The organism is Tessaracoccus palaemonis, from assembly GCF_019316905.1.
Taxonomy (GTDB): Bacteria; Actinomycetota; Actinomycetes; order Propionibacteriales; family Propionibacteriaceae; genus Arachnia; species Arachnia palaemonis.
This window is the reverse complement of sequence record NZ_CP079216.1, coordinates 841,922-866,143: the sequence shown is the minus strand read 5'-3', so window position 1 is coordinate 866,143 and position 24,222 is coordinate 841,922. Positions and strand designations below refer to the sequence as shown.

The window sequence follows — 24,222 nt, the reverse complement described above, 5'->3', positions numbered from 1 at the left end:
CCTAGTAAGGTTAGGTTTACTGCCCTTGTGAGTGACCCGGAGCCGGCTTAGGCTAAGGGTAATAAGTCACACCCCAGGAGGTCGTCATGAGCACCGTTTCCGCCGTCAAGGCCTGCGCCACCACCTCGTGCGCCTACAACGCCGATGGCTGCACCGCCTTCGCCGTCACCATCGCCGGGGGCGAGAAGCCCTCCTGCGTCACCTTCATCACCCTCGATGCCCGCGGCGGTCTCCCGACCGCGGCCGGCCAGGTCGGGGCCTGCCAGCGCCTCGAGTGCGCGCACAACAAGGATCTGATGTGCGCCGCGGAGGGCATCGAGGTCACCGACACGGCGACCTGCGCCACCTACGAAGTCCGCTGACCCGGCGGTCCCTCGACACAACGGCGCGGTGCGCGTGAGCCTGGCTCACGCGCACCGCGTCGTTGTGCGTCGGGTCGGCCTCAGGCGGCCAGCACCGCGGCGCCCATGAGGTCGAAGAGTCGCTCGTCGAGGTCCGACAGCGAGGCTACGGGGCGGGCGAAGGCTGCGTAGACGAGCAGCGTCTCCTCGGTCCCCACCAGCATCATCGTCAGCCCGCGGTCGTCGACGTCGACGCAGAACACGCGGTCGGCCATGTGCTGGCACACACTGGGCATCGCGGGCTTGCTGATGACCAGGCCGGGGGTCGCGTCGACCATGACAGCCCAGCAGAGGTCCTTGAGCATGCCCTGGTCGAGGCCGGCGACCTTCTCGAAGGCCGCGTAGGCGTCGATGTCGGAGGGGGCCTCGTAGTAGAGCTGGTCCTCGTCGATCACGGTCGCGCCGGTCAGGTCGTGCAGCACGGCCCTGCGCACGGCGACGACGCCGAACCGGACGCCGGGGACATCGGCCATCGCCTCGACCGAGGCCGGCAGCCCCGCCCGGACCGCCTCAGAGGCAGGAACCCAGGCCAGTTCCCCGAGCAGGTGCGCCGAGGCGGACACGATCGACACAGCCGGGTCCGGGGCCTGCTTCACCACGTCGAGCCGCACGTCGATCGGGACGCCGTCGGCTGCGGCGGCCAGGGTGCCGGCGGGCATCGCGGCGACGACCAGGGAGCCATCCTCGGCGATGCCGTGCGCGACGAACTCGAGACACTCACCGACGCGGTAGGCGTCGAGCGAAGCCGCCCCAGCCCCTCCCACGAGCCTGCGCGCGAGCGACGCCGCGCGCCCCTCGACCTCGGTCTTCGGCGCCTCGAACGACAGTGTCATGCGTCGGTTCCTCCGTGTGACGGTCCCAGTGAATTTCACAACTGCGGAGTTGCGGTATGTGCAACGTAGGCCACCCTAACCTATGTCCTCCGATCGCGAGGCATCGACCCCGGCATTGAGACTCCGGACATGCGGACGGCCCCGCCCTGCCGAAGCAGGACGGGGCCGCGCGGGAGAGTTCAGAGACTCACTTGTCGTCGTCGGACTCGCGCTTGTCCACCACGAGGGTCTCGGTGGTGAGCAGCAGCGAGGCGATCGAGGCGGCGTTGGCCAGCGCGGAACGCGTGACCTTCACCGGGTCGATGACGCCGGCCTCGACGAGGTTCTGGTACTCGCCGATCTTGGCGTTGTAGCCGTGGCCCACAGGCAGCTCGGCGACCTTCGTCGTGATGACGTAGCCGGCCTCGCCGCCGTTCTCCGCGATCCAGCGCAGCGGCTCGACCAGCGACTTGGCGACGACCTCGGCACCGGCCTTCTCGTCACCGGTGAGACCCAGGGAGTCCTTCAGCACGGAGCCAGCGTGGATGAGCGCGGAGCCGCCGCCGGCGACGATGCCCTCCTCGATGGCCGCACGGGTCGCCGAGACGGCGTCCTCGATGCGGTGCTTCTTCTCCTTGAGTTCCACCTCGGTGGCGGCGCCGACCTTGATCACGCACACGCCACCGGCGAGCTTCGCGACGCGCTCCTGGAGCTTCTCGCGATCCCAGTCGGAGTCGGTGCGCTCGATCTCGGCGCGCAGCTGCGCGACGCGACCGGCGACCTCGTCGGACTCACCGGCACCGTCGACGATGGTGGTGTTGTCCTTGGTGACGACGATGCGACGGGCGCGGCCGAGCACCTCGAGACCCACCTGGTCGAGCTTGAGGCCGACCTCGGGGGCGACGACCTGACCACCGGTCAGGATCGCGATGTCCTCGAGCATGGCCTTGCGGCGGTCGCCGAAGGCCGGGGCCTTGACGGCGACGGAGGTGAAGGTGCCACGGATCTTGTTCACGACCAGGGTCGACAGCGCCTCGCCGTCGACGTCCTCGGCCACGATGAACAGGGTGCCCTTGGCGGCGATGACCTTCTCCAGCAGCGGCAGGAGGTCGTTCATCGAGGAGACCTTGCCGGAGTGGATGAGGATGTAGGGATCCTCGAGCACGGCCTCCATGCGGTCGGCGTCGGTCACGAAGTACGGGGACAGGTAGCCCTTGTCGAACTGCATGCCCTCGGTGAACTCGAGCTCGGTGCCGAAGGTGTTGGACTCGTCGACGGTGATGACGCCGTCCTTGCCGACCTTGTCGAAGGCATCGGCGATCAGGGCGCCGATCTGCTCGTCACGCGAGGAGATCGTGGCGACCGAGGCCATGTCGTCGGTGGTGTCGATGGCGCGGGCATTGGCGGCGAGCTGGTCGACGACGGCCTCGACGGCCTTGTCGATGCCGCGCTTCAGGCCGACGGGGTTCGCCCCGGCCGCGACGGCGCGCAGGCCGGCGTGGACCATGGCCTGGGCCAGCACCGTAGCGGTGGTGGTTCCGTCACCGGCGACATCGTTGGTCTTGGTAGCGACCTCCTTGGCCAGCTGGGCGCCGAGATCCTCGTACGGATCCTCCAGATCGACCTCCTTGGCGACGGTCACGCCGTCGTTGGTGATGGTCGGGGCGCCCCACTGCTTGTCGAGGACGACGTAGCGGCCCTTGGGGCCGAGCGTCACCTTGACGGTGTTGGCGAGGACGTCGACGCCGCGCTCAAGCGCCCGGCGGGCCTCCTCGTCGAAAGCGAGAATCTTTGCCATGGGTGCGCGTCCTTACTTGGAGACGACGGCGAGGATGTCGCGGGCGTTCAGGAGCAGGTACTCCTGGCCGTCGTACTTGACCTCGGTGCCGCCGTACTTGCTGAAGATGACGACGTCACCCTCGGCGACGTCGAGCGGGATGCGGTTGCCCTTGTCATCGACGCGGCCGGGGCCGGTGGCGACGACCTTGCCCTCCTGCGGCTTCTCCTTGGCCGTGTCGGGGATGACGAGGCCGGAGGCGGTGGTCTGAACGGCCTCGAGGGGCTGGATGAGGATGCGGTCCTCGAGCGGCTTGATCGTGGTTGCCACGTCAACACCTTTCTTTTCGTTATCCGGGTTGACCCGGGTCACTTGCTTGCATTCAGGGGCCGGGCGTCGTCGCGGGTGCCGCCTGGCCGGTTAGCACCCGACGGGGTCGAGTGCCAATGTCTAAGTTATCGCGGAGTTAGCACTCATTCAAGCCGAGTGCCAAGACTCGGCAGCGTGGTGACCTGCCATCCGGTGCTGTGCCCGCCGTCGTAGGGGATGACGCCGTGGAACTGCCCGATGGAGCCGTCGAACACGAGCGGCAGGAAGTGCCGGTCGCCGTCCCACATCGGCAGCCGCATCATGGTCGCGACGTCGTGCCAGGCGAGCGTCCCCTCCTCGTTCGAGTCGGGGATCACGCCGGTGAAGCCGGTGATGAGGAACACGAAGCCGAACACGTCGCGGCCGTTGAAGCCGGGCCAGGAGACGGTGCCGCGCAGCTCGAGGTCGGTCGCGTCGAGGGCCGCCTCCTCCATCAGCTCGCGGCGCATGGCCGCGACGATGTCCTCCCCCGGCTCGACCTTCCCGCCTAGCCCGTTGTACTTCCCGAGCTGTTCGTCGGAGGAGCGCGCGATGCGGTGCACCAGCAGCACGCGCCGCCTGGTTGCATCGGTGACGTAGCCGAGGACGGTGAGTTCCGGAGTGAAGGACATGCCTCGACGCTAGTCGACCGACTCACACTTCCTCGTCCGCTTCGACGCCAGAGCATGGCTAGACTGGCCGTGCCCGTCGCGGACGGGCCCAGTCCCGAGGTGGGGAAGCCGGTGAGAGACCGGCGCTGACCCGCAACCGTGAGGCGCAAGCCGAGCCGGACAACCACCAGGACTGCGACATGGACGGATGCGCCGAGGAGTGCGCAGCGTGCGGTGCCGGTCGGCCCCACCCTGCGCGTGCGCAGAGGTGGTGGACGGGTGAGGCTCGTGGTTCGGGCGGCGGTGGTAGGCGCCTCGCTGCTGGCCGTCGCGGCGACGTCTGGCCTCCCCGCGCTGGGCGACGAGGGAGACACCTGGCACGACGGGGCCTGCCAGCAGGGCGAGGGCCTGACCGTCGTCCTCGACTGGAGCGCCTACGAGGGCGACGACACGCCGGTTGTCGACCGTGAGGGCCGCATCCTGATCCGCTGCATCCCGCTCGAGGGAAACGGTAAGACGACGCCGTTCGGCAGCGACCAGGTTGCCTTCCTGAAGTCGGCCGGCATCGAGTTCGGTCAGGGCACCGGCGGCCTCATCACCAGCATCAACGGGCTCGAGGGCGTCGGCATGCCAACCGAAGACGACCTCGGGGAGTTCTACTGGCACATGGTCGCGGGGGTCGAGGGCGCCTGGCGCGGCGGGAAGCAGACCAGTTATGTGCCCGCTGCGGACCGGGAGACCGGTTTCTACGACCTCTTCTGGGGGCTGACCTACACCGACAACACGGACTCCCAGGCGATCATCGCTCCGCGCGACGCGCCCGCCTTCGCCCCCACCACGAGCGCCTCGCCGACGCCCGACGCGAGCGGGTCGCCCTCCGGCGGGGCCTCGGGAAAGCCCTCGTCATCGGGCAAGCCCACCGCCACCGGGAAGCCCACCGCCACCGGGAAGCCCACCGCGACGGCCAAGCCGACCGCGACGAAGAAGCCGACCTCGTCGACCACGAAGACGGCAACTACGAAACCCTCCGCCGACCGCACGCCGTCATCTACCCCGCGGCCCTCCTCGACGAGTTCTGCGCCACCCTCGGCCACGCCGACCTCCGCCGTGACGCCCAGCAGCACGCCACCCAGCCAATCGGCCACCCCGTCGACGGAGCCCCCCGCCTCCGCATCTCCCTCCCCGACACCTTCCGCGTCCCCGTCGAAGGTGTGGGGCCAGGAGAACGCCGGGGCAGGGCCGGACGACACCGCCGCCGCGGCCCCGGTGCCCCGCTGGTCATCGCTGGCAACCCTGGGCGGACTTGGCGCCATCGCGCTCGGCGGCCTCGGGTTCGCGCTGGCCGCGCTGCGACCGGCCTCCGCCTCCGGCTCGCTGGACGACGAGTGATCCGCCGTCTCCTCGCGACAGCCCTGCTCGCGTGCGCCCTCGCCGGCCTCAGCCGGACCGCCGTCGCCGAAGCCCCCGACCAGGTGAGCGCCCTGTGCGACGGGGCGGCCGCCGGGTGCTCCCTCCGCTTCGACACACGCATCATGGAGGGTGTCGCCTACCCGGTGGTGGTCACCGGCAACGCGGGCGCCCGCGTCACGGTCGTCGTCTACCAGGCCACGCTGGACGGCGACACCGTGACGAAGCTCACCGCCATCAGCACCGGCGGCGAGGTCACGGTGCCGAACTCGGGCACGGCGACCGTCAACGTCGCGGTCCCTCCCATCGACGACGACCTGACCGGCGGCTGGGCACTGGTCAGCCTCGCAGGCGTCGAGGGCACCGACACATCCGAGACCATCGGAGGCTTCGTGCCGTTCGGGAGCCGGATCCCGGTCCTGCTGGGCGACGGCTACGGCGACCGGAAGCCGGCCGGGGCCGTGCTCGACCTGCAGCTGGTCGGCACGATCCCCGGCTCGCTGTTCGCCGTCGACTACGCCGACGACGACGGCACCTGGCACGACGCGACCGCCGCCGATCCGACGACGGCCAACACCGCCGCGAAGAGTCCCGCCGACGTCGCCACGGTCGCGTACGAGATGCCGCGCGGGCTGGACGCGAAGCCCTACACCTTCCGGCTGAGGAACCTCACGTCGGGGACCGCGGACGTCACCTGGGCGGCGACCCCCGACGCCACCGGCGACGAGGAACCGCGCGCGACGCTCGGCACACCACCGCCCGTCGGCGAGGAGGTCGCGGAGGCCCGGAACGCGGATCAACGACCCACGGCACTCGTGAAGGGGGTCTCGGCCGGCGTCGCGGGGCTTGCCCTCGCCTCGGTCCTGGTGGCCGTCCCGCTGACCTCGCGCAGGGGGCGCCTCGATGACTGAGGTCCTCGACCCGGCGCGGCACGCCTCCGCGGCCCCCCGGGTCCGGCGCCCCGCCGGGGGCCTGGCCTGGGGGGCCCTGCTCCTGTCCAGCGCCGCGATGCTCCTGACCACCACCAACCCCGTGCCCGTGCTGGCCGCCGCGGTCATGATCGGCTTGGCGGGCGCCCTGACCGGCGGCCCCCGGCGCCCGGCATTCCGCGTGGCGCTCGCGATCGGCTCGCTCGCCCTGGTCTGGCGCCTGCTCGCCGGCATCGCCGTCACCGGCTCCGGGACGGGCACCCTGCTGCTCGACCTGCCCTCCTGGCAGCCCGCCCCCGGTGTGCGCTTCGGCGGGCCGGTCACGGTCGGGAGCCTCGCCGCCGCCCTGACGGCCGGGGTGCGCGCCTGGGCACTGGTCGCTCTGATCGGGCTGGGCTGGCTCGTGCTGCCCGGCAGGGCCTGGCTGCACACGTCCCGGGCGGTGTTCGGGCGCCTCGCCGAGCTTCTGACCCCGTGGTGTCTGCTCGGCGACTCGCTGAGCTGGTCGTGGCTGGCGGCCGACGTCCACCGCGCCCAGGGCTGGCGGGTCCCGACCCTGACAAGGGCAGGAGGCGCCTTCGCCGCCGCCGGAGAGGCCGACCCGCCCAGCGCGGAGCCCGAGGGTCGTGCCGCGACCGTCGCCCGGCCGTTCGCCCTCCTCCTGATCCCCGCCGCGGTCGTCGCGATCGCCACGGGCGCGGCATCATCCTGGACGACGGCGCTGTCGCCCCTCGGCGTGCTGGCCGTGGCATCGCTGCCGCTGATCCTGATCGGCGCGGCCCGCGAGCGGCCCACCGCCGTCACGGCCTGCGCCGCGGTGGCCCTGGCCGCCTTCTGCGCCCGCTCATGGCTCCCCGGCGCCGCTGCCCTCGACTGGCAGCCCTCCGACGGGTGGCCGGGCATCCCCTACCTCGCCGTCGCCGCCACCCTCCTGCTGCCCGTGGCGGCGCTCCTCACGGACCGGGAGGGCTGAGCCGTGCTCGAGATCGAGGACCTGACCGTGGCCCTGCCGTCGCGCGGCGTGGTGCTCCACGACGTCACGCTGACGGCAGCCGCGGGACGCATCACGGCGCTGGTCGGCCCCGGCGGGCGGGGCACGAGCACCCTGCTGCGGCTCCTCGCCCGCACGCTCCCCGGCGGCGCACTCCGTTCCGGGCGCGCACTGCTGGACGGCCGCGACCTCCTCGCCGCGACCCCGGCCGACGTGCGGGCCCGCTGCCTGCTGGTGGATCCGCAGCGCGACGATCCCCACACCGTCGACGCGGCCCTCGCCGACCTGGGTGCCTCACCCGCCGACTACGACCTCGTCGACCGCGCCCAGTCCCCCGTGGCGGCCCTGCCCCCCGACCTGCGCGCACGGGTCGCGGTGGCCCGCCTCGAGCACGGCCCCCGGCTGCCGCTGGTGCTCGTCGACCAGCCGAGCGCGGCGCTGGACGGCGCCTGGCGGGCGAGGCTCGGCTGGGCGCTGCGGGCCCGCGCGGACGACGGGGCCCACGTGATGTGGGCCGAGCACCAGCTCGATCAGGTGTGGCAGTTCGCCGACGACGTGGCCGAGCCGCGCGAGGCGACCGTGCCGCTGGAGGACTGGGCCCCGGTCACCGTCCGGGAGCCGACGATGAAGACCTTGTCCCGCGCGCTGCGCATCCCACCCTCGCACGCGCGCACCCCGGAGCAGGTCGCCGCCCTCGTCGCCGGGCGGCCTGCCGAGGTCCGTCGGAGCGGGCGCGTGCCCACCGCGGCCGGAACCGTGGTCTCGCCCGTCGACCTCGGTCTGGCCGGCGACCTGCCCCTCGAGATCGGCGACGGTGAGTCCGTCGGCGTCGTCGCGGTCGCGGGCCGCCCGGAGCCCGTCGCCCGCGCCCTCACCGCCCGGCTGCGCGGCACGCGGGTGCCGAGCGTGCTGCCCGGCACGCTGACCCCGGGTGAGCTCTGCCGCCAGTGGGACCGGGCGCACGGCACCTCGACCGCCGCCGCCGTCGGCCCCACCATCCGGCTCCGCTCGCCGCTGTCCAGCCACAGCTCGGGTGAGCAGGCCGGGCTGAGGATGCTGCTCGCCGGCCCGCTGGAGCGGGCGGTCTGGCTCCCGCAGCCCCAACTCGGCCTCGATCAGGCTGGCCAGATCGCCGCGCAGCGCAGCCTCGCCGCCGGCTCGGCGGGCATCCGCATCATCACGACCCGCGACGTGGAGTTCCTCGTGCGGGCGTGCTCGCGCGTGCTGGTCGTCGACGGCGAGACGGTCGTCGCGTTCGGCACCCCGCGCGCGGTGCTGCGCCTCCTGCCCGACCCGCCGCTGGCCGCCCGCGCGCTGCCCGCGGCCTCCCCACTCAGGCTCGGCGACGTCCTCGACTCGCTCGCGGAGGTGCGGTGAGCATGCGCCACGACTCCCCCACCACCGGCGCCCTGCCCCGCGCCGCGCTCGCCGGCACGGCCCTGCTCGGCTACGGCTGGCTGACGTGGCCGCTGTGGGACTCCGCGGGCGCGGCCGACACCACCACGCTGGGCGCCGAGCTGCCCTGGATGCTGGCCGCCGTCATCGCGCTGAGCGTCCTGCTGGGCCTCTGCCTCTGGCTGACGGCGGGGCGGACCTGGCGACCGCTGACGCCGATCGCCGCCCTGGCCGCCGCCGGATCGCTGTCCGCCGTGGCCCTGCACCCGGGCGCGAGCGGCGTGGAGTTCGCCTACGCGTTCCCCCTGATCGCCGGCGTCGTGCTCGGCTCTCCCGCCGGCTTCCTCACGGGTGTCGTCAGCGCGCTGGGCTACGCAGTGGCGGCCGACACCGTCGCCACCCCGCTCGTCGGGCAGGTGCTCGTGTGGGGGCTGTGGGGGATGGCGGGCGGCCTGCTGCGCCTCGCCCCGACGAAGGCGGCCGCCGCGGGCGCCACCCTGCTGGCGCTCCCGCTCGGAGTGCTGTCGGGCGCCCTGCTGAACCTCACCGGCTGGCCGAGCGAGACGGCCGCCGACGCAGGGGCCTTCCTGCCCGGCGTCGGGCTCTGGGAGTCGACGCAGCGGCTCGCGTCCTACACCTGGGCGACGTCGGTCGGCTACGACCTGACCCGTGCCATCACCACCGCCGCGTTCCTGGCGCTGGCAGGCGGCCCGCTGATCCACCTGCTGCGCCGCCTCCACGACGCGCGCACCCTCCCTGTCGAGGTCTCTCCGCCAGCCACGGTTCGCGTCGCACCGTCGGCGCTGCGCCGTAGGGCCTCCTCCGACCGACTCGCCAACCTCTGGAACACCGCCCAAGGAGACCCGGATGAATGAATCCGACCGCACGCCCCTGTCCGCCGACGAGCTGGTCTGGGCGAAGGACACGCTCGACCGCCTGACCCGCCGGTTCTCCGACACGGTGGTGGGGCAGCCCATGATGCGCCGGGCCCTGCTGGTTGCGGTGCTCAGCCGCTGCCACGTGCTGCTCGAGTCCGTGCCGGGGCTGGCGAAGACGCTGGCCGCGTCGACGCTGGCCCGCTCGGTGGAGGGCAGCTTCAACCGCGTCCAGTGCACCCCGGACCTGCTGCCGAGCGACATCATCGGCTCGCAGATCTTCGACCGCTCGACCGGCGGCTTCGTGACCGAGCTCGGCCCGGTCCACGCCAACTTCGTGCTGCTCGACGAGATCAACCGCTCCAGCACCAAGACGCAGTCGGCCATGCTCGAGGCGATGCAGGAGCGGCAGACGACCATCGGCGGCACGACCTACCGGCTGCCCGACCCCTTCGTGGTGCTCGCGACACAGAACCCCATCGAGGAGGAGGGCACCTATGTCCTCCCCCAGGCCCAGCTGGACCGTTTCCTCCTGAAGGAGATCATCGACTACCCCACCGCCGACGAGGAGTTCGAGGTGCTCACCCGGCTCGAGACCGGGGCCTTCGATGACCAGGCGCCGCCGGCCTGCAGCACCGCCGACCTGCTCAGGCTGCAGCAGCTGGTCCGCCGGGTGAGCGTCGCCGACCCGATCAAGCGCTACATCGTCGAGCTCGTCTCCGTCACGCGCAGCCCCGACGACCACCTCCCCGGCGACCGGGCCCGCTGCATCGAGTACGGCTCCAGCCCCCGCGGCGCGATCGCGTTCCTGCAGGCCGCCCGCGCCTCCGCGCTGCTCGACGGCCGCGACCACGCGGTGCCCGACGACGTGTTCGCCATGCGGTACCCCGTCCTGCGGCACCGACTCATCCTGTCCTTCGAGGCCCTCGCCGAGCGGATCCGCCCCGAGGGCCTGATCGACGACCTGTTCGCCGCCGTCCCCACCCCGTAGATGGCCCGCATCCCCCGCGTCCGCGGCGCCGTCGCGTTGGCCGTCCGCCACAAGGTGGTCGGCCAGCTCGACGGCGTCCACCCTTCCCTCCACGTCGGCCGGAGCCTCGACTTCAACGACCTGCGGGAGTACGCGGCCGGCGACGACGTCGCCGACATCGACTGGCGGGCCACCGCCCGGACGGGCGAGCTGCTGATCCGTCGGCACGTCGCCGAGCGTCGCAGCGCGCTGCTGGTGGCCCTCACCACCGGCGTCCAGCTCGCCGGGCTCGCCGCCCCGGGCGTCCGGAAGCGGGACCTGGCCCTCGATGCCGCCGCCACCCTCGCGGTCCTTGCCCACGCCTTCGGCGACCACGCGGGCCTGCTCTGGTGCGACGACGGCAGCCCGCGAGCGGCCCGACCCACCACGCGGCTCGTCGACCTCGAGCGGCAGCTGACCGCCGCGGAGGCCACGGTCTCCCCCGATGCCGCGCCCACCGACCTCGACCGGCTGCTCGGCACCGCCGCGCGGACCCTGCGCCGCCGCGGGGTCGTGGCGGTCATCTCCGACGACGTGCTCCTCGACCCGCAGCTCGAGTCCCGGGTCCGCCGGCTGGGGGCGCAGCACACCGTGTTGTGGCTGACCGTCCCCGACGCCGACCCGACCGACCCCCGCCTGGGCGGGCCCCTGCTGGACCTGGAGCGCGGCGCGCGGTTGCCGGACTGGCTGTACGACGAGCGGCTCCGCCGCGACCTTGCGGACGAGCGGGCCCGACGCGCCACGCTCCGGGCGAACGCCCTCATGCGGCTCGGCGTCGCGCACGCCGAGCTCGGGGATCCGGCCACGGTCGTCGCCGACGTCGTCTCGCTCGTCAGGAGGCTGCGCCATGTCCGCTGATCTCCTCGAAACCATCCACCCAGCGGTCCCCGTGACCTGGTGGTGGTGGGTCGTCTTCGCAGGCCTGGTGGTCCTGGCGGCCGCCCTCCTCACGCTGGGCATCACCCGGTGGCGCTCCCTCCGGCGCGAGACGCCCCCGGCTGCGGACCGGTCGCTCGACCTCGTGCGGCAGGAGACCCTCTCGCTCGTCGACGAGGCCATGGCCGCCGCCGAGCCGACCGAACGGGCGCGGCTCATCGGGCGCGCGGTGCGACGCTTCGCCGGCCTCGCGCTCGACTCCGACGCCGACTACCAGACCGCGGGGCAGCTGCGGCTGGCCGCGGTCAAGGATCCCCGGCTGATCCGCGTCTCCGGGCTGGCCGACGAGGTGGACCACCTCGCCTACGGGGAGCCGGACGCCGCCGCGGTCGACGGCCTGGCCGCCCGCGTCCGGGAGGCGGTGACAACATGGCGCTGACCCAACCCCTCGCCGGCCTTTCCGCCCTGGTGCTGATCCTCGCGGTGGCGGCCGCATCGTTCCTCGTCGCGACGCGACGCGACCGGGGCGGGGCTCCCGTCGCCGGCACCGGAGCGCTGCGCGCCCTGCCGCGCTTCCACCAGCTGGCGCGCCGCCGCTCCCGCCAGTTGACGGTGCGGGCCCTCGGCCTCCTGCTCGCCGCGGCGGGCGCGGCCCTGCTGGTCGCGCAGCCCGTCGCGGCGTCCACCGCGAGCGACGAGCGGGCCAGCCGCGACATCGTCTTGTGCCTCGACGTGTCGGGCTCCATGACTGAGATCGACCGCGGCGTCATCGACGCCTACCTCCGGCTCGCCGCGGACCTCGACGGGGAGCGCATCGCGCTGGTGCTGTTCGACGCCTCCGCCATCACCGTCTTCCCCCTGACCGACGACGCGGCATTCATCACCGAGCAGCTCACCGCGACCCGCGACCGGCTCGACGGCCGCGTGCTGCCCGGCACCCAGATCGGGGACGGGACCTCGCTGGTGGGCGACGGGCTCGCCAGTTGCCTGCAGCGTTTCGACGTGCCGGAGCAGAACCGGTCACGCACCCTCGTGCTCGCCACCGACAACCAGGTGGCGGGAGCACCTCTCTTCACGCTGGAGCAGGCCGTCGGGCTCGCCGTGGAGCAGGGGGTCCTGGTGTACGGGATCGTCCCGGCCGACAACACGCCCAAGGTGACCCAGGCCCTCACGCAGCAGCTCCGCAGCACCGGCGGGGACACGCTCCCGCTCGCCGCCGATACCGACGTCACGGCGATCACGGAGGCGGTCGAGAAGCAGGAGCGCACGGCGCTGGCCGGGCCGCCCCGCGCCCGCGGCGAGGCGCTGCTGTGGCCCGGCGCCGTGACGATGCTCGTCGGCGCGACGTTGGCGGGGGCCGCCTGGCTGGCGGGGAGGAGGAGACGATGACGGTGACTCCCCTGTGGTGGCTGATCGCGCTCGTCGCCGCGCTGGCCATCGTCTGGCTGATCGCCGGGATCTCGCACGGGGCCCTGCGCACCGGGCCCTGGCTGCGCGGGTTCGCGGTGCTGGCCCTCGTGGCCGTGATCGCGACCCAGCCCGCGCTCGCCGCCACGGACGAGCCCGCCGAGGCCCCCGCGGGGCTGGACGTCGTGCTCGTCATCGACCGCACCACCTCCATGGGCGCCGAGGACTACGACGGCGACCGGCCCCGGATGGACGGCGTCGCCGCCGACGTCACCGAGCTCGTCTCCCGGCTGGGCGCCGCCCGGTACAGCGCGATCGTCAGCGACAACGAGGCCACCCAGGCCCTGCCCTGGACCACCGACGCCCGCGCAGTCACCTCGCTCGCGCAGACCGTCGGGTGGCGGGACGAAAGCTACGGGACGGGCAGCGACATCGCCGCCGCCGAACCGCTCGCGACCCAGCTGCTCTCCGACTCAGCCGCGACCCGACCCGAGGCCCACCGACTGCTCGTCTACCTCGGCGACGGCGAGCAGACGAGCCCCGAGGCGCCGAGCTCCTTCGCGCCCGCGGCCGCCTACCTGGACGGCGCGCTCGTGCTCGGCTACGGCACCACCGAGGGAGGCAGGATGCGTACCACGCCCGACTCCGACGAGTACGTCACGCGCGACGGCTCTCCTCAGATCTCCCGCATCGACGAGGACAACCTCCGGCAGATCGCCGCCCAGCTGGGCGGCGGCTACGAGCACCGCACGGCCCCGGGCGTTTTCGCCTCCGACCTACCGGCGGCGGCCGTCGCCGTCTCGGGCGACGATGCCGCCGGCCGCTCGCTGGCCTGGATCGCCGCAGCGGCGGCCCTGCTCCCCCTCCTGTGGGGGCTGTCGGTCTGCGTGCGTCACTGGCGGCGGAGCAGGGAGGACGTGAGATGAGAACCCGACGACAGGTGCTGGCCCGCCGCTGGCTCGTCGCGACCACGCTGCCCGCGATCGCGCTGCTGTGCGCGGCCGCCGTGCTGGGCTTCCAGCTGGCCGCGGTGCAGGTCGGTCTCGCCCGCACCGACCGGGGCGACCACGCGGGGGCCGCCGAGGCGTTCGCCGCGGCGGAGACCCTGCCGGTGGTCGATTCCTGGGTCCCCGCCTTCGATCGGGGCACCGCGCAGTACCGGCTCAGGCAGTGGGACGCGGCGGCCGACAGCTTCGAACGCGCCATGGGCCGCGCCCCGGTCGGCGTGCAGTGCCGGGTGCTCCTCAACTGGGCCTGGTCTCTGGAGGCCGGCGCCGACCAGCTCGCCGACACGGACAAGGCGGGCTCCTACGCCCGGCTGACGCAGGCCCAGCTGATCCTGTCCACGGCGCCGTGCGGCGAGGAGGCGACGGGAAGCGAAGGCGACGACGCACCGTCGGGCGACCTGCAGGACCAGTTGGACGACACCAGCAACCGCCTGTCGGAGAAGTCCGGCCAGACCCAGCCCGACACCGAGGCCGACGACGAGACCGACGACAGCGACAACTCCGAGCAGCTGGCCGACCGCCAGCAGCAGGCCGAGCAGCAGCGGCGACAGGTGGAGGACCGCACGGGCGAGCAGACCACCGACGACGGGCAGAAGACGTGGTGAGCGACCCGCGGCACCCGGCCGCCCGAGGGGGCCGCACTACGATGTCACGCGGACCACAGTCACGACGAAGGAGGCCCATGACCCGCCGCCGCACGCGCTCCGCGCTCTGCGTCGTCGTCGTGTGCCTGGCCGGCTGCCAGGGCCCCGAGCCGGCGCCAACAGCCCAGCCGCCCGGCCCCACCGCCTCGCCGACGGCCCAGGGCACCTGGCGGGCGAGCGAGCCCGGTTCCGCCGCGGCGGCTCCCGTCGGCGTCTCCACCCGCGCGGATGCCGCCTGGGTGGCCTCGACCGCGGTGGCAACGGGCATTCCGGCCAGAGCGATGGCCGCCTACGCGGGGGCGACCCTCGAGGTGCAGGCGCAGTACCCGGCCTGCGGGCTCGACTGGGCGACCCTGGCCGGCATCGGCTGGGTCGAGTCCCACCACGGCACCTATCAGGGCGGCGCGATCGGCGACGACGGCGCGCAGACGCCGCCGCTGATCGGCATCGCGCTGGACGGCACATCCACCCTCACCGTCCGTGACACGGACGAGGGCAGGCTGGACGCAGACACCGTCTGGGACCGCGCCGTCGGCCCGATGCAGTTCATCCCCTCGACCTGGGCCGACCACGGCTCCGACGGCAACGGCGACGGCGTCGCGGACCCGCAGAACATCGACGACGCCGCACTGTCGGCAGGGCGCTACCTGTGCGCCGGCGGCGTCGACCTGACCAACCCGTCCGACTGGATGGGGGCGGTGGCCTCCTACAATCCCAGCGTCTCCTACAACAACCTGGTGGCCGCCGCGACCGACGGCTACCGGGTGTCCGCCGCGTCCTGATGCCAGAATCGAGCCCCGCCATGCGCCTGCGTCCCCTGTTCGCCGCCCTGCTCCTCTGCCTCGTCCTCCTGCCGACGCGCGCCGCTGCGGATGGGACCGCCACGACCATCGACGAGTGCCTCGCGGCGGGCGACGTGTGGCTGCTGGTCATCGACGACGCCGACACGACGCGGGCGAACCAGTGCGTCGGCACCCCCGAGTCCGGCGAGGCGGCGCTGGCCGCCGGCGGGATGGCCATCGGCTACGGCAAGGGAATCCTCATCTGCACCCTCGACGGTTACCCGGACCGGTGCCCGTCCGCCTCCTCCGGCGACTACTGGACCTACTTCCACGCCGACGCCAGCGGCGGCTGGGACTACTCGGACAGCGGGGCGCAGGGCTACCGGCCACCGGCCGGCTCCGTCGAGGGCTGGTGCTACACCGGCGGCGACGCGAGGCGGTGCGAGCTGCCCTCCCTCGACGAGGTCCGGCAGCTGCCCGTCACCGCCAACGCCGCCGTCGCGCTCCCTTCCGGCACCCCCTGGGCCCTGATCGGCACCGCGGCCGGCCTCGCGGCGGTAGTGGTCGTCCTGGTGCTGCTCGCCCGCCGCCGCAGCTCCGGCCCCTCCGGCGCCCTCGGCGGCCGCTGACGAGGAAAAATGCACCGCGCGTTTCGGCACAGCGCATGTCCGGCGCACTAGGCTGACGGATGCCCGCTGACCGCGGGCGCGGCCCGAGAGGGAAGTCCGGTGCGAATCCGGCGCTGACCCGCAACCGTGAGGCGAGAGCCGAGCCGGGAACCTGCGGAGGCCGGACACTGAACTGTTGCGTCGAGGAATGCGCGGCGTCCGGTCCCACCGGATTCGTTCCTCGCGTGGCGCGAAGGAGCTCCGAATGACCCGACGACTCGTGGTCGCGCTGCTGGGCGCGCTCGCCATGACCCTCTCCCTGCTCACGGCGCCGCAGGCCGCCCACGCCGACGGCGAGTCCAACGCAGTCGGCGAGTGCCTGTCCTCCGACCAGGTCTGGCTGCTGATCGTCGACGAGGACGGCACCGTCATCGCCAACGAGTGCGTCGGCACCCCGGCCACCGGCATCGCGGCCATCGAGACCGCCGGGGTGGCCATCGGCTACGACGCCAGCAACTTCGTCTGCACGCTCGGCGGCCACCCGTCCGAGTGCCCGGCCTCCTTCAACGGCCAGTACTGGAACTACTGGCAGGGGGCCGCGGGCGCCGAGTACGCCTACGCCCAGGCCGGCCCTGCAGAGACCGTCCCGGCCGGCGGCACCATCGAGGCCTGGTGCTACAACAAGGCCGACGAGGAGAGCTGCACTCCCCCGACGCTGAAGATCGTCCAGGACGGCACCGAGGTCGCACCCGCGGCCGGGGCAACCGCCCAGGACCTGCCCGTCACCGGAGCCGAGGCCACGCAGGGCAAGGAGGCCGAGGAAGAGACCCCCGAGGACTCGGGCACGATGGGCTGGATCGTCGTGGGCATCGCGGTGGTCGCCGTCGGCGCCGGGCTGATCGCCTGGCAGGTCGGGCGTCGGAAGAAGACCGGCCCGCTCGGCGGCCGCTGAGCCGTATGCCCCGCCTGCTGCCCCGGGTCGCCCCCGCAGAGGCCGCCCCTCCCGTCGCCGACGAGCGGCGGGAGGGGCGCTTCGTGCACCCGTGGGCCTGGTGGGGCTGGGCGCTGAGCGCCAGCGCGGCCGTCAGCCTGACGACCAACCCGCTGGTCATCGCCTGCCTCGCCGCCGCAGTCGTCGTGGTGGTGCTGCGCCGCCGCCCCGACACCCCGTGGGCCAGGTCGCTGAAGATCTACCTGATGATCGGCGCGTTCATCGTCGGCATGCGCCTGTTCTTCCAGATCGTCATCGGCGGCGTGCGCTCCGGACCGGTCCTGTTCACGCTGCCGTCGGTGCAGCTGCCCGCCTGGGCGGCGGGCATCACGCTGGGCGGCCCAGTCACCGTCGACGGCCTCGCGTTCGCCTTCTTCGACGCGCTGCGGCTGGCCGTCATGCTGCTGTGCGTCGGCGCCGCGAACTCGCTCGCGAACCCGCGCACCGCGCTCAAGTCCGTCCCCGCCGCGCTGCGCGACATCTCCACCGCCGTCGTGATCGCGCTCGGCCTGATCCCCCAGCTCATCGCGTCGGTCCACCGCGTCCGGCGCGGCCAGCGGCTCCGCGGCGGCAGGCGGCGCGGGCTGGCCGCCGTCCCCGGCACGCTGATCCCCGTGATCGAGGACAGCGTCGAGGGGTCGCTGCTGCTCGCCAGCTCCATGGAGGCCCGCGGCTACGGCCGCACCCGCCGCGCCGACGAGCCGCGTCGCGGCACCTGGCAGCTGATCGTGGCGCTCCTGCTGATCGTGGGCGGCATCTACGCCCTGCTCGGCGTGCCGACGACCGCGGCCGCCGCGCTGGGTCTCAGCCCCGCGACGCTCATCGCGCTCGCCCTGCTGCTGGTGGGCCTCGCGCTGACCGTCTGGGGGATGCGCGTGGCCGGGCGACAGCTCGGCGTCACCGTCTACCGCCCCGCCCCGTGGGGCGCCCCCGAGTTCCTGACTCTGGGCTGCGGCGTCGCGGCCCTTGTCATCTTCCTGTGGCTGTCCTCCACGCAGGGCGCCGCCCTCAGCCCCTCCACCAGCCCGCTGACGTGGCCGACGCTGCCCCCGGCCGCCGTGCTGGCCGCCGCCGTGCTCGTCGTGCCCGGCTTCGCGACCCCCGACCCGAAGGTCCCCGCATGATCGAGTTCGAGAATCTCACCATCACGCAGCCCGAGGCGACGCGCCCCGTCCTGGCCGGCGTGACGGGCCGCATCCGCGAATCCGACCTGTGTGTGCTGGTCGGCCGGACGGGCACCGGCAAGTCGACGCTGCTCGGCACCGTCAACTCGCTCGTGCCGCACGCGAGCGGGGCCACCATGGGCGGCCGGGTGCTGATCGACGGCCGCGACATCACCGGCGTGCGCCCCCGCGAGCTCGCCGACCTCGTGGGCTACGTCGGACAGAACCCGCTGGCCGGGTTCGTGACCGACACCGTCGAGGACGAGGTCGCCTACGGCATGGAGCAGCTGGGTCTCGCGCCGTCGGTCATGCGCAAGCGCGTCGAGGAGACCCTCGACCTGATGGGCATCGCGGAGCTGCGGCGCCGCGCGCTCGTCGAGCTGTCCGGCGGCCAGCAGCAGCGCGTCGCCATCGCCTCCGTGCTCGCCGCGCAGCCGCGCGTCCTGCTGCTCGACGAGCCCACCTCGGCGCTCGACCCGACCGCGGCGCAGGACGTGCTGGCGGCCATCACCACGCTCGTCTACGACGTCGGCCTCACCGTCGTGCTGGCCGAGCACCGGCTCGAGCGCGTCATGCACCACGCCGACTCGGCGATCTGGCTGCCCGGCGACGGCAGCGCGGTGTTCGGCAGCACGGCCGAGGTCTTCGGCGTCTCCGATGTCACGCCGCCGCTCGCCGAGCTGTCCCGCGTGCTCGGCTGGCCGAGCGTCGCCACCAGCGTCCGCGACGCCCGCCGGAAGGTCGCCGACGACGGGCCGCACGTCCGGCTGCCCGACCTGCCGGAGGGCAATGTCTCCTGGAGCGGCGAGGGGCTGCGCACCGTCGCGCGGGCGAAGCTGGAGGTCCGCTACGGGCAGCTGCGCGCCGTCGGCGTCGACCTCGAGCTGCACGCGCAGACGGTCGTCGCGCTGATGGGGCGCAACGGGTCCGGCAAGTCGTCGCTCATGTGGGCGCTGCAGGGAGCCGTGGCAAGCACCGGGACCCTCGACATCGACGGCTCCGACCCGCGCGTCGTCGACGACGCGCACGCCCGGCACCTGGTGAGCCTCGTCCCGCAGACCCCGTCGGACCTGCTGTACCTGCCGAGCGTCGACGAGGAGCTGGCCCAGGCGGACAAGGAGTCGGACGTGGAGGCGGGCACCACGCGCGCCATCCTGAGCCGGCTCGGGGCCGACCTGCCCGGCGACCGGAACCCTCGGGACCTGTCGGAGGGGCAGCGGCTTGCGCTGGTGCTGGCGATCCAGCTCGCCGCCCGGCCGGCGGTCATCTGCCTCGACGAGCCGACCCGCGGCCTCGACTACACGATGAAGGCGGAGCTCTCGCACATCGTCCGGCAGCTCGCAGACGAGGGCGCGTGCGTGCTCATCTCGACGCACGACGTGGAGTTCACCGCCCAGGCCACCGACCGGTGCGTCGTGCTGGCCGACGGCGACGTCGTCGCGGACGGCCCGACCCGCACGGTGTGCTGCGCCTCCCCCGGATTCTCCCCGCAGGTGGCGAAGGTCTTCCACCCCCACGACGTGCTCACGGTCGCCGAGGTGGCGCTGGCGCTCGCCGAGCAGGGGGCGAGGGCGTCATGAGCCGCCGCGTCGACCTCACGTCGGCCGCGATGCTGACGCTCGTCGCCGTCGCGTCGCTGCTCGCGTTCACGTGGCCGCTGATCGTCACCCCGACGGCGAGCCTCGACGGCAACTCGCAGTCACCGTTCGTGTTCGCGATCATCCTCCCGGTGGTGATCGGGATCATGGTCACGCAGCTCACGCGCGGCACCATCGGCGTCAAGGCGCTCGCGATGCTGGGCGTGCTGTCCGCGCTGGGGGCCCTCGCCCGGCCGCTCGGGGCCGGCACCGCCGGCATCGAGTTCGTGTTCGTGCCGCTGCTGCTGGGCGGAAGGGTGTTCGGCGCGACGTTCGGGTTCCTGCTCGGCTGCACCACCATGTTCACCTCCGCCCTGCTGACGGGCGGCGTCGGGCCCTGGCTGCCATTCCAGATGCTGGCCTTCGCCTTCACGGGCATGTTCGCCGGCCTGCTCCCCCGGGTCAGGGGATGGGCGGAGATCGCCGTGCTGTGCGTGTACGCGTTCGTCGCGAGCTTCCTGTACGGCATGCTCGTCGACCTGTCGTTCTGGCCCTTCAACCTCGGGCTCGGCACGCAGGTGAGCTACGTGGCGGGGGCGCCGCTGCTGGAGAATCTGCACCGCTTCCTCGTCTGGAGCCTCGCGACCTCCCTCGGCTGGAACCTGGGACGTGCGTTCACCACCATCATCACGCTGGTGCTGATCGGGGACCCGCTGCTGCGGATCCTGCGACGCACCAACCGCGTCGGCCGCTACGAGGAGGACGCGTCAACGTAGCCGCTCGGCGACGATCGCCCGCGCCCCGTCGAGCGTGCGGGCAAGGATCAGCGTCGCTGCCCCCGGGCCCTTGGGTTTCAAGCTCGCCCTGAGCTGCGCGGGGTCGACATCGAGGCCGCGCTTCTTGATCTCCAACGTCCCGATGCGGCGCTCGCGCACCCATGTCCTCAGCACACGCACGTCGTAGTCGAGGACCTCGCGCACGCCGAAACATGTCGCATACGGCGTGGCGATGGGACGGTCGGCGCCCAGGTAGGCGGTGTGCGCGTCGAGCAGCCAGAGATCTGCCTCCGGCGCGATCTCGGCGAGCAGCCCGGCCCGGATCACGGCGCCGTCCGGCTCGAGGAGGAACTCCCCGACGGGGCGCACATCCAGCGTCCGGGGTACGGCGGGGGTCGTCAGCTCGACGCCGGCCGGGAGTACGACGGCGCGGGTGCCGGCCCCGACGGCGTTCCAGAGGCAGGCCTCGACCGTGTCTCCGCTCTCGCTGACCCAGCAGGCCTCGACGCCACCCGGGATGAGCTCCCTCGGCACACCCGGCCCCAGCTTGACGGCCACGAACCGGTCGGAGGCCAGCTGCGCGGTCACGAACTCCCACGGCGGGGTGAAGTCGGCGACGTTCCAGGTCCGGCCGCGGCCGGTCCGGCGGGCGGGGTCCAGGAACACGGCAGCACCCGCGGGCACCTCGGCGTCCTCGGCGTACCCGACGCGCACATCGCCGCCGCCGACCAACGAGAGGTTGTGACGGGCGATCTCTGCCGTGGCCTCGTCCGCCTCGACGCCGACGACCCGCAGCCCGGCCGCCGCGAAGGCCATGGCGTCCGCCCCGATCCCGCAGCCGAGGTCCCACACCTCGGTGACCCCGGCCGCGGCGAGGCGGGCGGCCCGCCAGCGGGCGACGGGGGTGCGGGTGGCCTGCTCGAGTCCCGCCCGGGTGAACAGCATGTCGGCGGCCCGCTCCAGCTTCGCCGCCCCCTGGCGCCTGAGCGACACCTGCGACAGGGCCCAGGCGACATCGTCGGCCGGGAACGAGCGACGGAGCCGCTCCCCCGCCGCCAGCGACGTGGGATCCGGCTCCGTCATGGCCGCCGAGAGGGCGGCGGTTCGGCTCAGTTGAGCTCTCGCGTGTCCAGCTCGACGACCTGGTCGCCCAGCTCCTTGAGCAGCGCGTGGCGCTCGAGGCGCCGCTGCTTCTGTTCGATCGGGTTGGGCACGGGGGCGGCTGCCAGGAGGCGCTTGGTGTACTCCTCCTGAGGCCGCATCAGCACGTCCTCGCGGGTTCCCGCCTCGACGATCTTGCCGTACTGCATCACGACGACGCGGTGCGCCAGCGAGTCGATGACCGCCAGGTCGTGCGAGATGAACAGGCAGGCGAAGCCGAAGTGGCGCTGCAGCTCGGTGAACATCGCCAGCACCGAGGCCTGCACCGACACGTCGAGGGCCGAGGTCGGCTCGTCGGCGATCAGCAGGTCGGGCTGCAGGGCGAGCGCGCGGGCGATGGAGACGCGCTGGCGCTGGCCGCCGGACAGCTCGTGAGGGTAGCGGTTGTAGGCGCTGCGGGGCAGCTGGACGGCCTCGAGGAGCTCGTGGACCTTCTTCTCGCGCTCCTTGGCCGTGCCGATGCCGTGCACCGAGAGCGGCTCGGAGATCACGTCGCCGATCGGGAAGCGCGGGTTCAGCGAGGCCGCGGGGTCCTGGAAGATGACGCCGACGCGCTTACGCAGCGACTTGAGCTGACTGCCGCGCATGCTGAGCAGGTCCTCGCCGAGCACCTGCACCTCGCCGGACTCGGACGGGATCAGGCCGAGCAGGGCGCGGCCGATGGTGGACTTGCCCGAGCCGGACTCGCCGACCAGGCCGACGATCTCGCCGCGGCGCACGTCGAAGCTCACGTCGTCGACGGCCCGAAACGGCTTCTTGCCGGAGCGCTTGTACTCGACCACGAGATTCTTGACGGTGAGCGCCTCCTCGGCCTCCTCCGCGACCTCGTGGGGAGCGGCGCCGAACTGCCCATGTCCGTCGCCCAGGTGGGGCACGGCCGCGAGCAGCTTCTGCGTGTACGGGTGCTGCGGGTTGAGCAGGACCTCCTGCACCGGGCCGCGCTCGACGATGTTGCCCTTGAACATCACGGCGACGTTGTCGGCCATGTCGGCGACGACGCCCATGTTGTGCGTGATGAGCAGGATGCCGGTGTTCAGCTTGTCCTTGAGCGAGCGCAGCAGGTCGAGGATGTCGGCCTGCACGGTCACGTCGAGGGCGGTGGTCGGCTCGTCGGCGATGCTGACCTCAGGGTCACACGTCAGCGCCATTGCGATCACGACGCGCTGGCGCATGCCGCCGGACAGCTCGTGCGGGTACTGCTTGACGCGGCGCTCGGGGGCGGGGATGCCGACAGCCGCCAGCAACTCGATGGCACGCTGCCAGGCCTCGCGTCCAAAGGCCACGCCGTGGACCTCCATCGACTCGGTCAGCTGCTCGCCGATCCGGATGACGGGGTTCAGCGCGGTCATGGGCTCCTGGAACACCATGGCGACACGGCGGCCGCGGATGGCGCGCAGCGCCGGTCCGGACAGCTCCCCGATGACGTCGTCGCCGACGACAGTGCGGCCCTCGATGTGCGCGGTCTTCGGCAGCAGGCCGAGCGCGGTGGTGGCGGTCACGGACTTGCCGGACCCGGACTCACCCACCAGTGCCATGACCTCGCCGGGCTCGACCTTCAGGGAGAGGCCCTTGACGGCGTGCACGGTGCCGAACTCGGTCTTGAACTTCACGTCCAGGTTGTCGAACTCCAGGACGGGGTGCTCTCCCGTGAAGACCTTCTGATCAGTGTTTGCTTCAGTCATTTCTGAGCCACCTCAGTCCATCTGCTGACGGGGATCGAACGCGTCGCGCATGCCGTCACCGATGAAGTTGACGCACAGCGAGATCACGAGGATGAACATGCCCGGGATCCAGAAGAGCCATGGGCGGGTCGTCAGCGCGTTCTGGAAGTCGGAGACGAGCAGACCCAGCGAGGTGTCGGGGGCCTTCACGCCGAACCCCAGGTACGACAGGGCCGTCTCGGTCAGGATCGCCGACGAGATCAGCAACGTGGCGTTGACGACGATGGTGCCGAGCGCGTTCGGGAGGATGTGCCGCACGATGATCCGCGGCGACGGGGTGCCGAGCGCGCGGGCCGCCATCACGAACTCCCGCTCCCGCAGCGAAAGGACCTCGCCGCGGACCAGGCGCGCCAGCCCCGTCCAGGACACCAGCGCCAGGACGAGGGCGAGCATCACGATGTTGCCGTCGGACATCCGGCCGAGAACGGCCGCGAGCACCAGCGTCGGGATGATGATGAACAGGTCGGTCGTGCGCATCAGGAACGCCTCGACGAAGCCGCGGTAGTAACCGGCGATGGCGCCGATCGCGGTGCCGATGAAGGTCGCGAGAAGACCGACGGTGAAGGCGATCAGCAGCGACTGCTGCGCGCCGCGCATCACCAGTGCGAAGTAGTCCTTGCCGATGGTGTCCTGGCCGAAGGGGTGTTCGCCGAGCGACGGCGGCCAGAACTGGATGGTCGGCTTGGCCTCGTTGACGATCGGATACGTGTCGGTGAAGGTCTTGCCCCACCAGCCCGGGATGGGCCCCCAGCCGATCGACGTGATGGCCAGCAGAATGATGAAGACCAGCAGGACCAGCGAGATCATCGCAGCCTTGTGGCGCACGAAGCGGCGCAGCACCAGCTGCCCCTGCGAGTACGACCTGGTCGTGGTGGACTCGACGTCGTCCTCGATGGAGAACTTCGTGTCGGGCTCGACGCTCGGGAGCGTGTTGTTCGGATCACTCATGACGGG

The 24,222-nt window shown here is 72.6% G+C and carries 25 protein-coding genes and 1 riboswitch; of the genes, 18 read left to right on the top strand and 7 right to left on the bottom strand.

What is annotated here, in order from left to right:
* Positions 1-86: 86 nt before the first annotated feature.
* Positions 87-362, top strand: coding sequence for a DUF1540 domain-containing protein (locus KDB89_RS03830; RefSeq protein WP_219083544.1), 276 nt, complete (start codon positions 87-89; stop codon positions 360-362).
* 80 nt (positions 363-442) lie between these two features.
* Here KDB89_RS03830 and KDB89_RS03825 read toward each other — a convergent pair whose 3' ends face one another.
* The 4 genes from KDB89_RS03825 to KDB89_RS03810 all read right to left on the bottom strand — a co-directional run bounded on the left by KDB89_RS03825 (position 443) and on the right by KDB89_RS03810 (position 3,970).
* Complete coding sequence (locus tag KDB89_RS03825) at positions 443-1,234, bottom strand: hypothetical protein (protein ID WP_219083543.1); 792 nt, start codon at positions 1,232-1,234, stop codon at positions 443-445.
* A 187-nt stretch (positions 1,235-1,421) separates the two neighbouring features.
* Complete coding sequence (groL, locus tag KDB89_RS03820) at positions 1,422-3,011, bottom strand: chaperonin GroEL (RefSeq protein WP_219083542.1); 1,590 nt, start codon at positions 3,009-3,011, stop codon at positions 1,422-1,424.
* A gap of 12 nt (positions 3,012-3,023) precedes the next feature.
* A complete protein-coding gene (groES, locus tag KDB89_RS03815) occupies positions 3,024-3,320 on the bottom strand; it encodes a co-chaperone GroES (protein WP_219083541.1) in 297 nt (98 codons plus the stop codon).
* 143 nt (positions 3,321-3,463) lie between these two features.
* Positions 3,464-3,970: an NUDIX hydrolase gene (locus KDB89_RS03810; RefSeq protein ID WP_219083540.1), complete on the bottom strand. Its 507-nt coding sequence runs from the start codon at positions 3,968-3,970 to the stop codon at positions 3,464-3,466.
* A 258-nt stretch (positions 3,971-4,228) separates the two neighbouring features.
* On the opposite strand from KDB89_RS03810, the gene KDB89_RS03805 reads away from it, so the two are divergent.
* From KDB89_RS03805 to KDB89_RS03725, 17 genes are all read left to right on the top strand, one after another.
* Complete coding sequence (locus KDB89_RS03805) at positions 4,229-5,338, top strand: hypothetical protein (protein WP_219083539.1); 1,110 nt, start codon at positions 4,229-4,231, stop codon at positions 5,336-5,338.
* On the top strand, positions 5,335-6,267 hold the full coding sequence (locus KDB89_RS03800; protein ID WP_219083538.1) for a hypothetical protein: 933 nt from the start codon (positions 5,335-5,337) through the stop codon (positions 6,265-6,267). Before KDB89_RS03805 ends, KDB89_RS03800 begins: the two co-directional genes overlap by 4 nt.
* The gene (locus KDB89_RS03795) at positions 6,260-7,258 is read left to right on the top strand and encodes a hypothetical protein (protein WP_219083537.1); all 999 of its coding nucleotides are present in this window, start codon (positions 6,260-6,262) and stop codon (positions 7,256-7,258) included. The genes KDB89_RS03800 and KDB89_RS03795 overlap by 8 nt, the downstream gene beginning before the upstream one ends.
* 3 nt (positions 7,259-7,261) lie before the next feature.
* A complete protein-coding gene (locus KDB89_RS03790) occupies positions 7,262-8,653 on the top strand; it encodes an ATP-binding cassette domain-containing protein (RefSeq protein ID WP_219083536.1) in 1,392 nt (463 codons plus the stop codon).
* Between the two features lie 2 nt (positions 8,654-8,655).
* The gene (locus KDB89_RS03785; protein WP_219083535.1) at positions 8,656-9,546 is read left to right on the top strand and encodes a hypothetical protein; all 891 of its coding nucleotides are present in this window, start codon (positions 8,656-8,658) and stop codon (positions 9,544-9,546) included.
* On the top strand, positions 9,539-10,537 hold the full coding sequence (locus KDB89_RS03780; protein ID WP_219083534.1) for an AAA family ATPase: 999 nt from the start codon (positions 9,539-9,541) through the stop codon (positions 10,535-10,537). Before KDB89_RS03785 ends, KDB89_RS03780 begins: the two co-directional genes overlap by 8 nt.
* The gene (locus KDB89_RS03775) at positions 10,538-11,413 is read left to right on the top strand and encodes a DUF58 domain-containing protein (protein WP_219083533.1); all 876 of its coding nucleotides are present in this window, start codon (positions 10,538-10,540) and stop codon (positions 11,411-11,413) included.
* Entirely contained in the window at positions 11,403-11,870 is a 468-nt protein-coding gene (locus KDB89_RS03770; RefSeq protein WP_219083532.1) for a hypothetical protein, read from the top strand. The genes KDB89_RS03775 and KDB89_RS03770 overlap by 11 nt, the downstream gene beginning before the upstream one ends.
* Positions 11,861-12,820 (top strand): vWA domain-containing protein, encoded by a 960-nt coding sequence (locus tag KDB89_RS03765; protein ID WP_219083531.1) that lies wholly within the window; start codon positions 11,861-11,863, stop codon positions 12,818-12,820. The genes KDB89_RS03770 and KDB89_RS03765 overlap by 10 nt, the downstream gene beginning before the upstream one ends.
* Positions 12,817-13,764, top strand: a complete 948-nt coding sequence (locus tag KDB89_RS03760) for a VWA domain-containing protein (RefSeq protein WP_219083530.1) — start codon at positions 12,817-12,819, stop codon at positions 13,762-13,764. The genes KDB89_RS03765 and KDB89_RS03760 overlap by 4 nt, the downstream gene beginning before the upstream one ends.
* Complete coding sequence (locus KDB89_RS03755) at positions 13,761-14,450, top strand: hypothetical protein (protein ID WP_219083529.1); 690 nt, start codon at positions 13,761-13,763, stop codon at positions 14,448-14,450. The genes KDB89_RS03760 and KDB89_RS03755 overlap by 4 nt, the downstream gene beginning before the upstream one ends.
* Before the next feature lie 77 nt (positions 14,451-14,527).
* The gene (locus KDB89_RS03750) at positions 14,528-15,271 is read left to right on the top strand and encodes a lytic transglycosylase domain-containing protein (RefSeq protein WP_219083528.1); all 744 of its coding nucleotides are present in this window, start codon (positions 14,528-14,530) and stop codon (positions 15,269-15,271) included.
* 20 nt (positions 15,272-15,291) lie between these two features.
* Positions 15,292-15,900: a hypothetical protein gene (locus tag KDB89_RS03745; RefSeq protein WP_219083527.1), complete on the top strand. Its 609-nt coding sequence runs from the start codon at positions 15,292-15,294 to the stop codon at positions 15,898-15,900.
* Positions 15,901-15,946: 46 nt separating this feature from the next.
* Positions 15,947-16,073, top strand: a riboswitch (cobalamin riboswitch).
* Positions 16,074-16,144: 71 nt separating this feature from the next.
* A complete protein-coding gene (locus KDB89_RS03740; protein WP_219083526.1) occupies positions 16,145-16,831 on the top strand; it encodes a hypothetical protein in 687 nt (228 codons plus the stop codon).
* Positions 16,832-16,836: 5 nt separating this feature from the next.
* Entirely contained in the window at positions 16,837-17,994 is a 1,158-nt protein-coding gene (locus tag KDB89_RS03735; protein WP_219083525.1) for a CbiQ family ECF transporter T component, read from the top strand.
* On the top strand, positions 17,991-19,613 hold the full coding sequence (locus KDB89_RS03730) for an ABC transporter ATP-binding protein (RefSeq protein WP_219083524.1): 1,623 nt from the start codon (positions 17,991-17,993) through the stop codon (positions 19,611-19,613). The genes KDB89_RS03735 and KDB89_RS03730 overlap by 4 nt, the downstream gene beginning before the upstream one ends.
* Positions 19,610-20,386 carry an ECF transporter S component gene (locus KDB89_RS03725; protein ID WP_219083523.1) on the top strand — a complete coding sequence of 259 codons (777 nt, stop codon included), beginning with the start codon at positions 19,610-19,612 and terminating at the stop codon, positions 20,384-20,386. The genes KDB89_RS03730 and KDB89_RS03725 overlap by 4 nt, the downstream gene beginning before the upstream one ends.
* On the opposite strand, the gene KDB89_RS03720 is transcribed toward KDB89_RS03725, so the two are convergent.
* The 3 genes from KDB89_RS03720 to KDB89_RS03710 are packed head-to-tail and all read right to left on the bottom strand — an operon-like array spanning position 20,378 to position 24,216.
* Positions 20,378-21,469: a class I SAM-dependent methyltransferase gene (locus KDB89_RS03720; protein ID WP_219083522.1), complete on the bottom strand. Its 1,092-nt coding sequence runs from the start codon at positions 21,467-21,469 to the stop codon at positions 20,378-20,380. The two genes, KDB89_RS03725 and KDB89_RS03720, sit on opposite strands and share 9 nt — an antisense overlap.
* A gap of 26 nt (positions 21,470-21,495) precedes the next feature.
* Positions 21,496-23,229 (bottom strand): ABC transporter ATP-binding protein, encoded by a 1,734-nt coding sequence (locus tag KDB89_RS03715; RefSeq protein ID WP_219083521.1) that lies wholly within the window; start codon positions 23,227-23,229, stop codon positions 21,496-21,498.
* A 12-nt stretch (positions 23,230-23,241) separates the two neighbouring features.
* On the bottom strand, positions 23,242-24,216 hold the full coding sequence (locus tag KDB89_RS03710; protein ID WP_219083520.1) for an ABC transporter permease: 975 nt from the start codon (positions 24,214-24,216) through the stop codon (positions 23,242-23,244).
* Positions 24,217-24,222 lie beyond the last annotated feature (6 nt).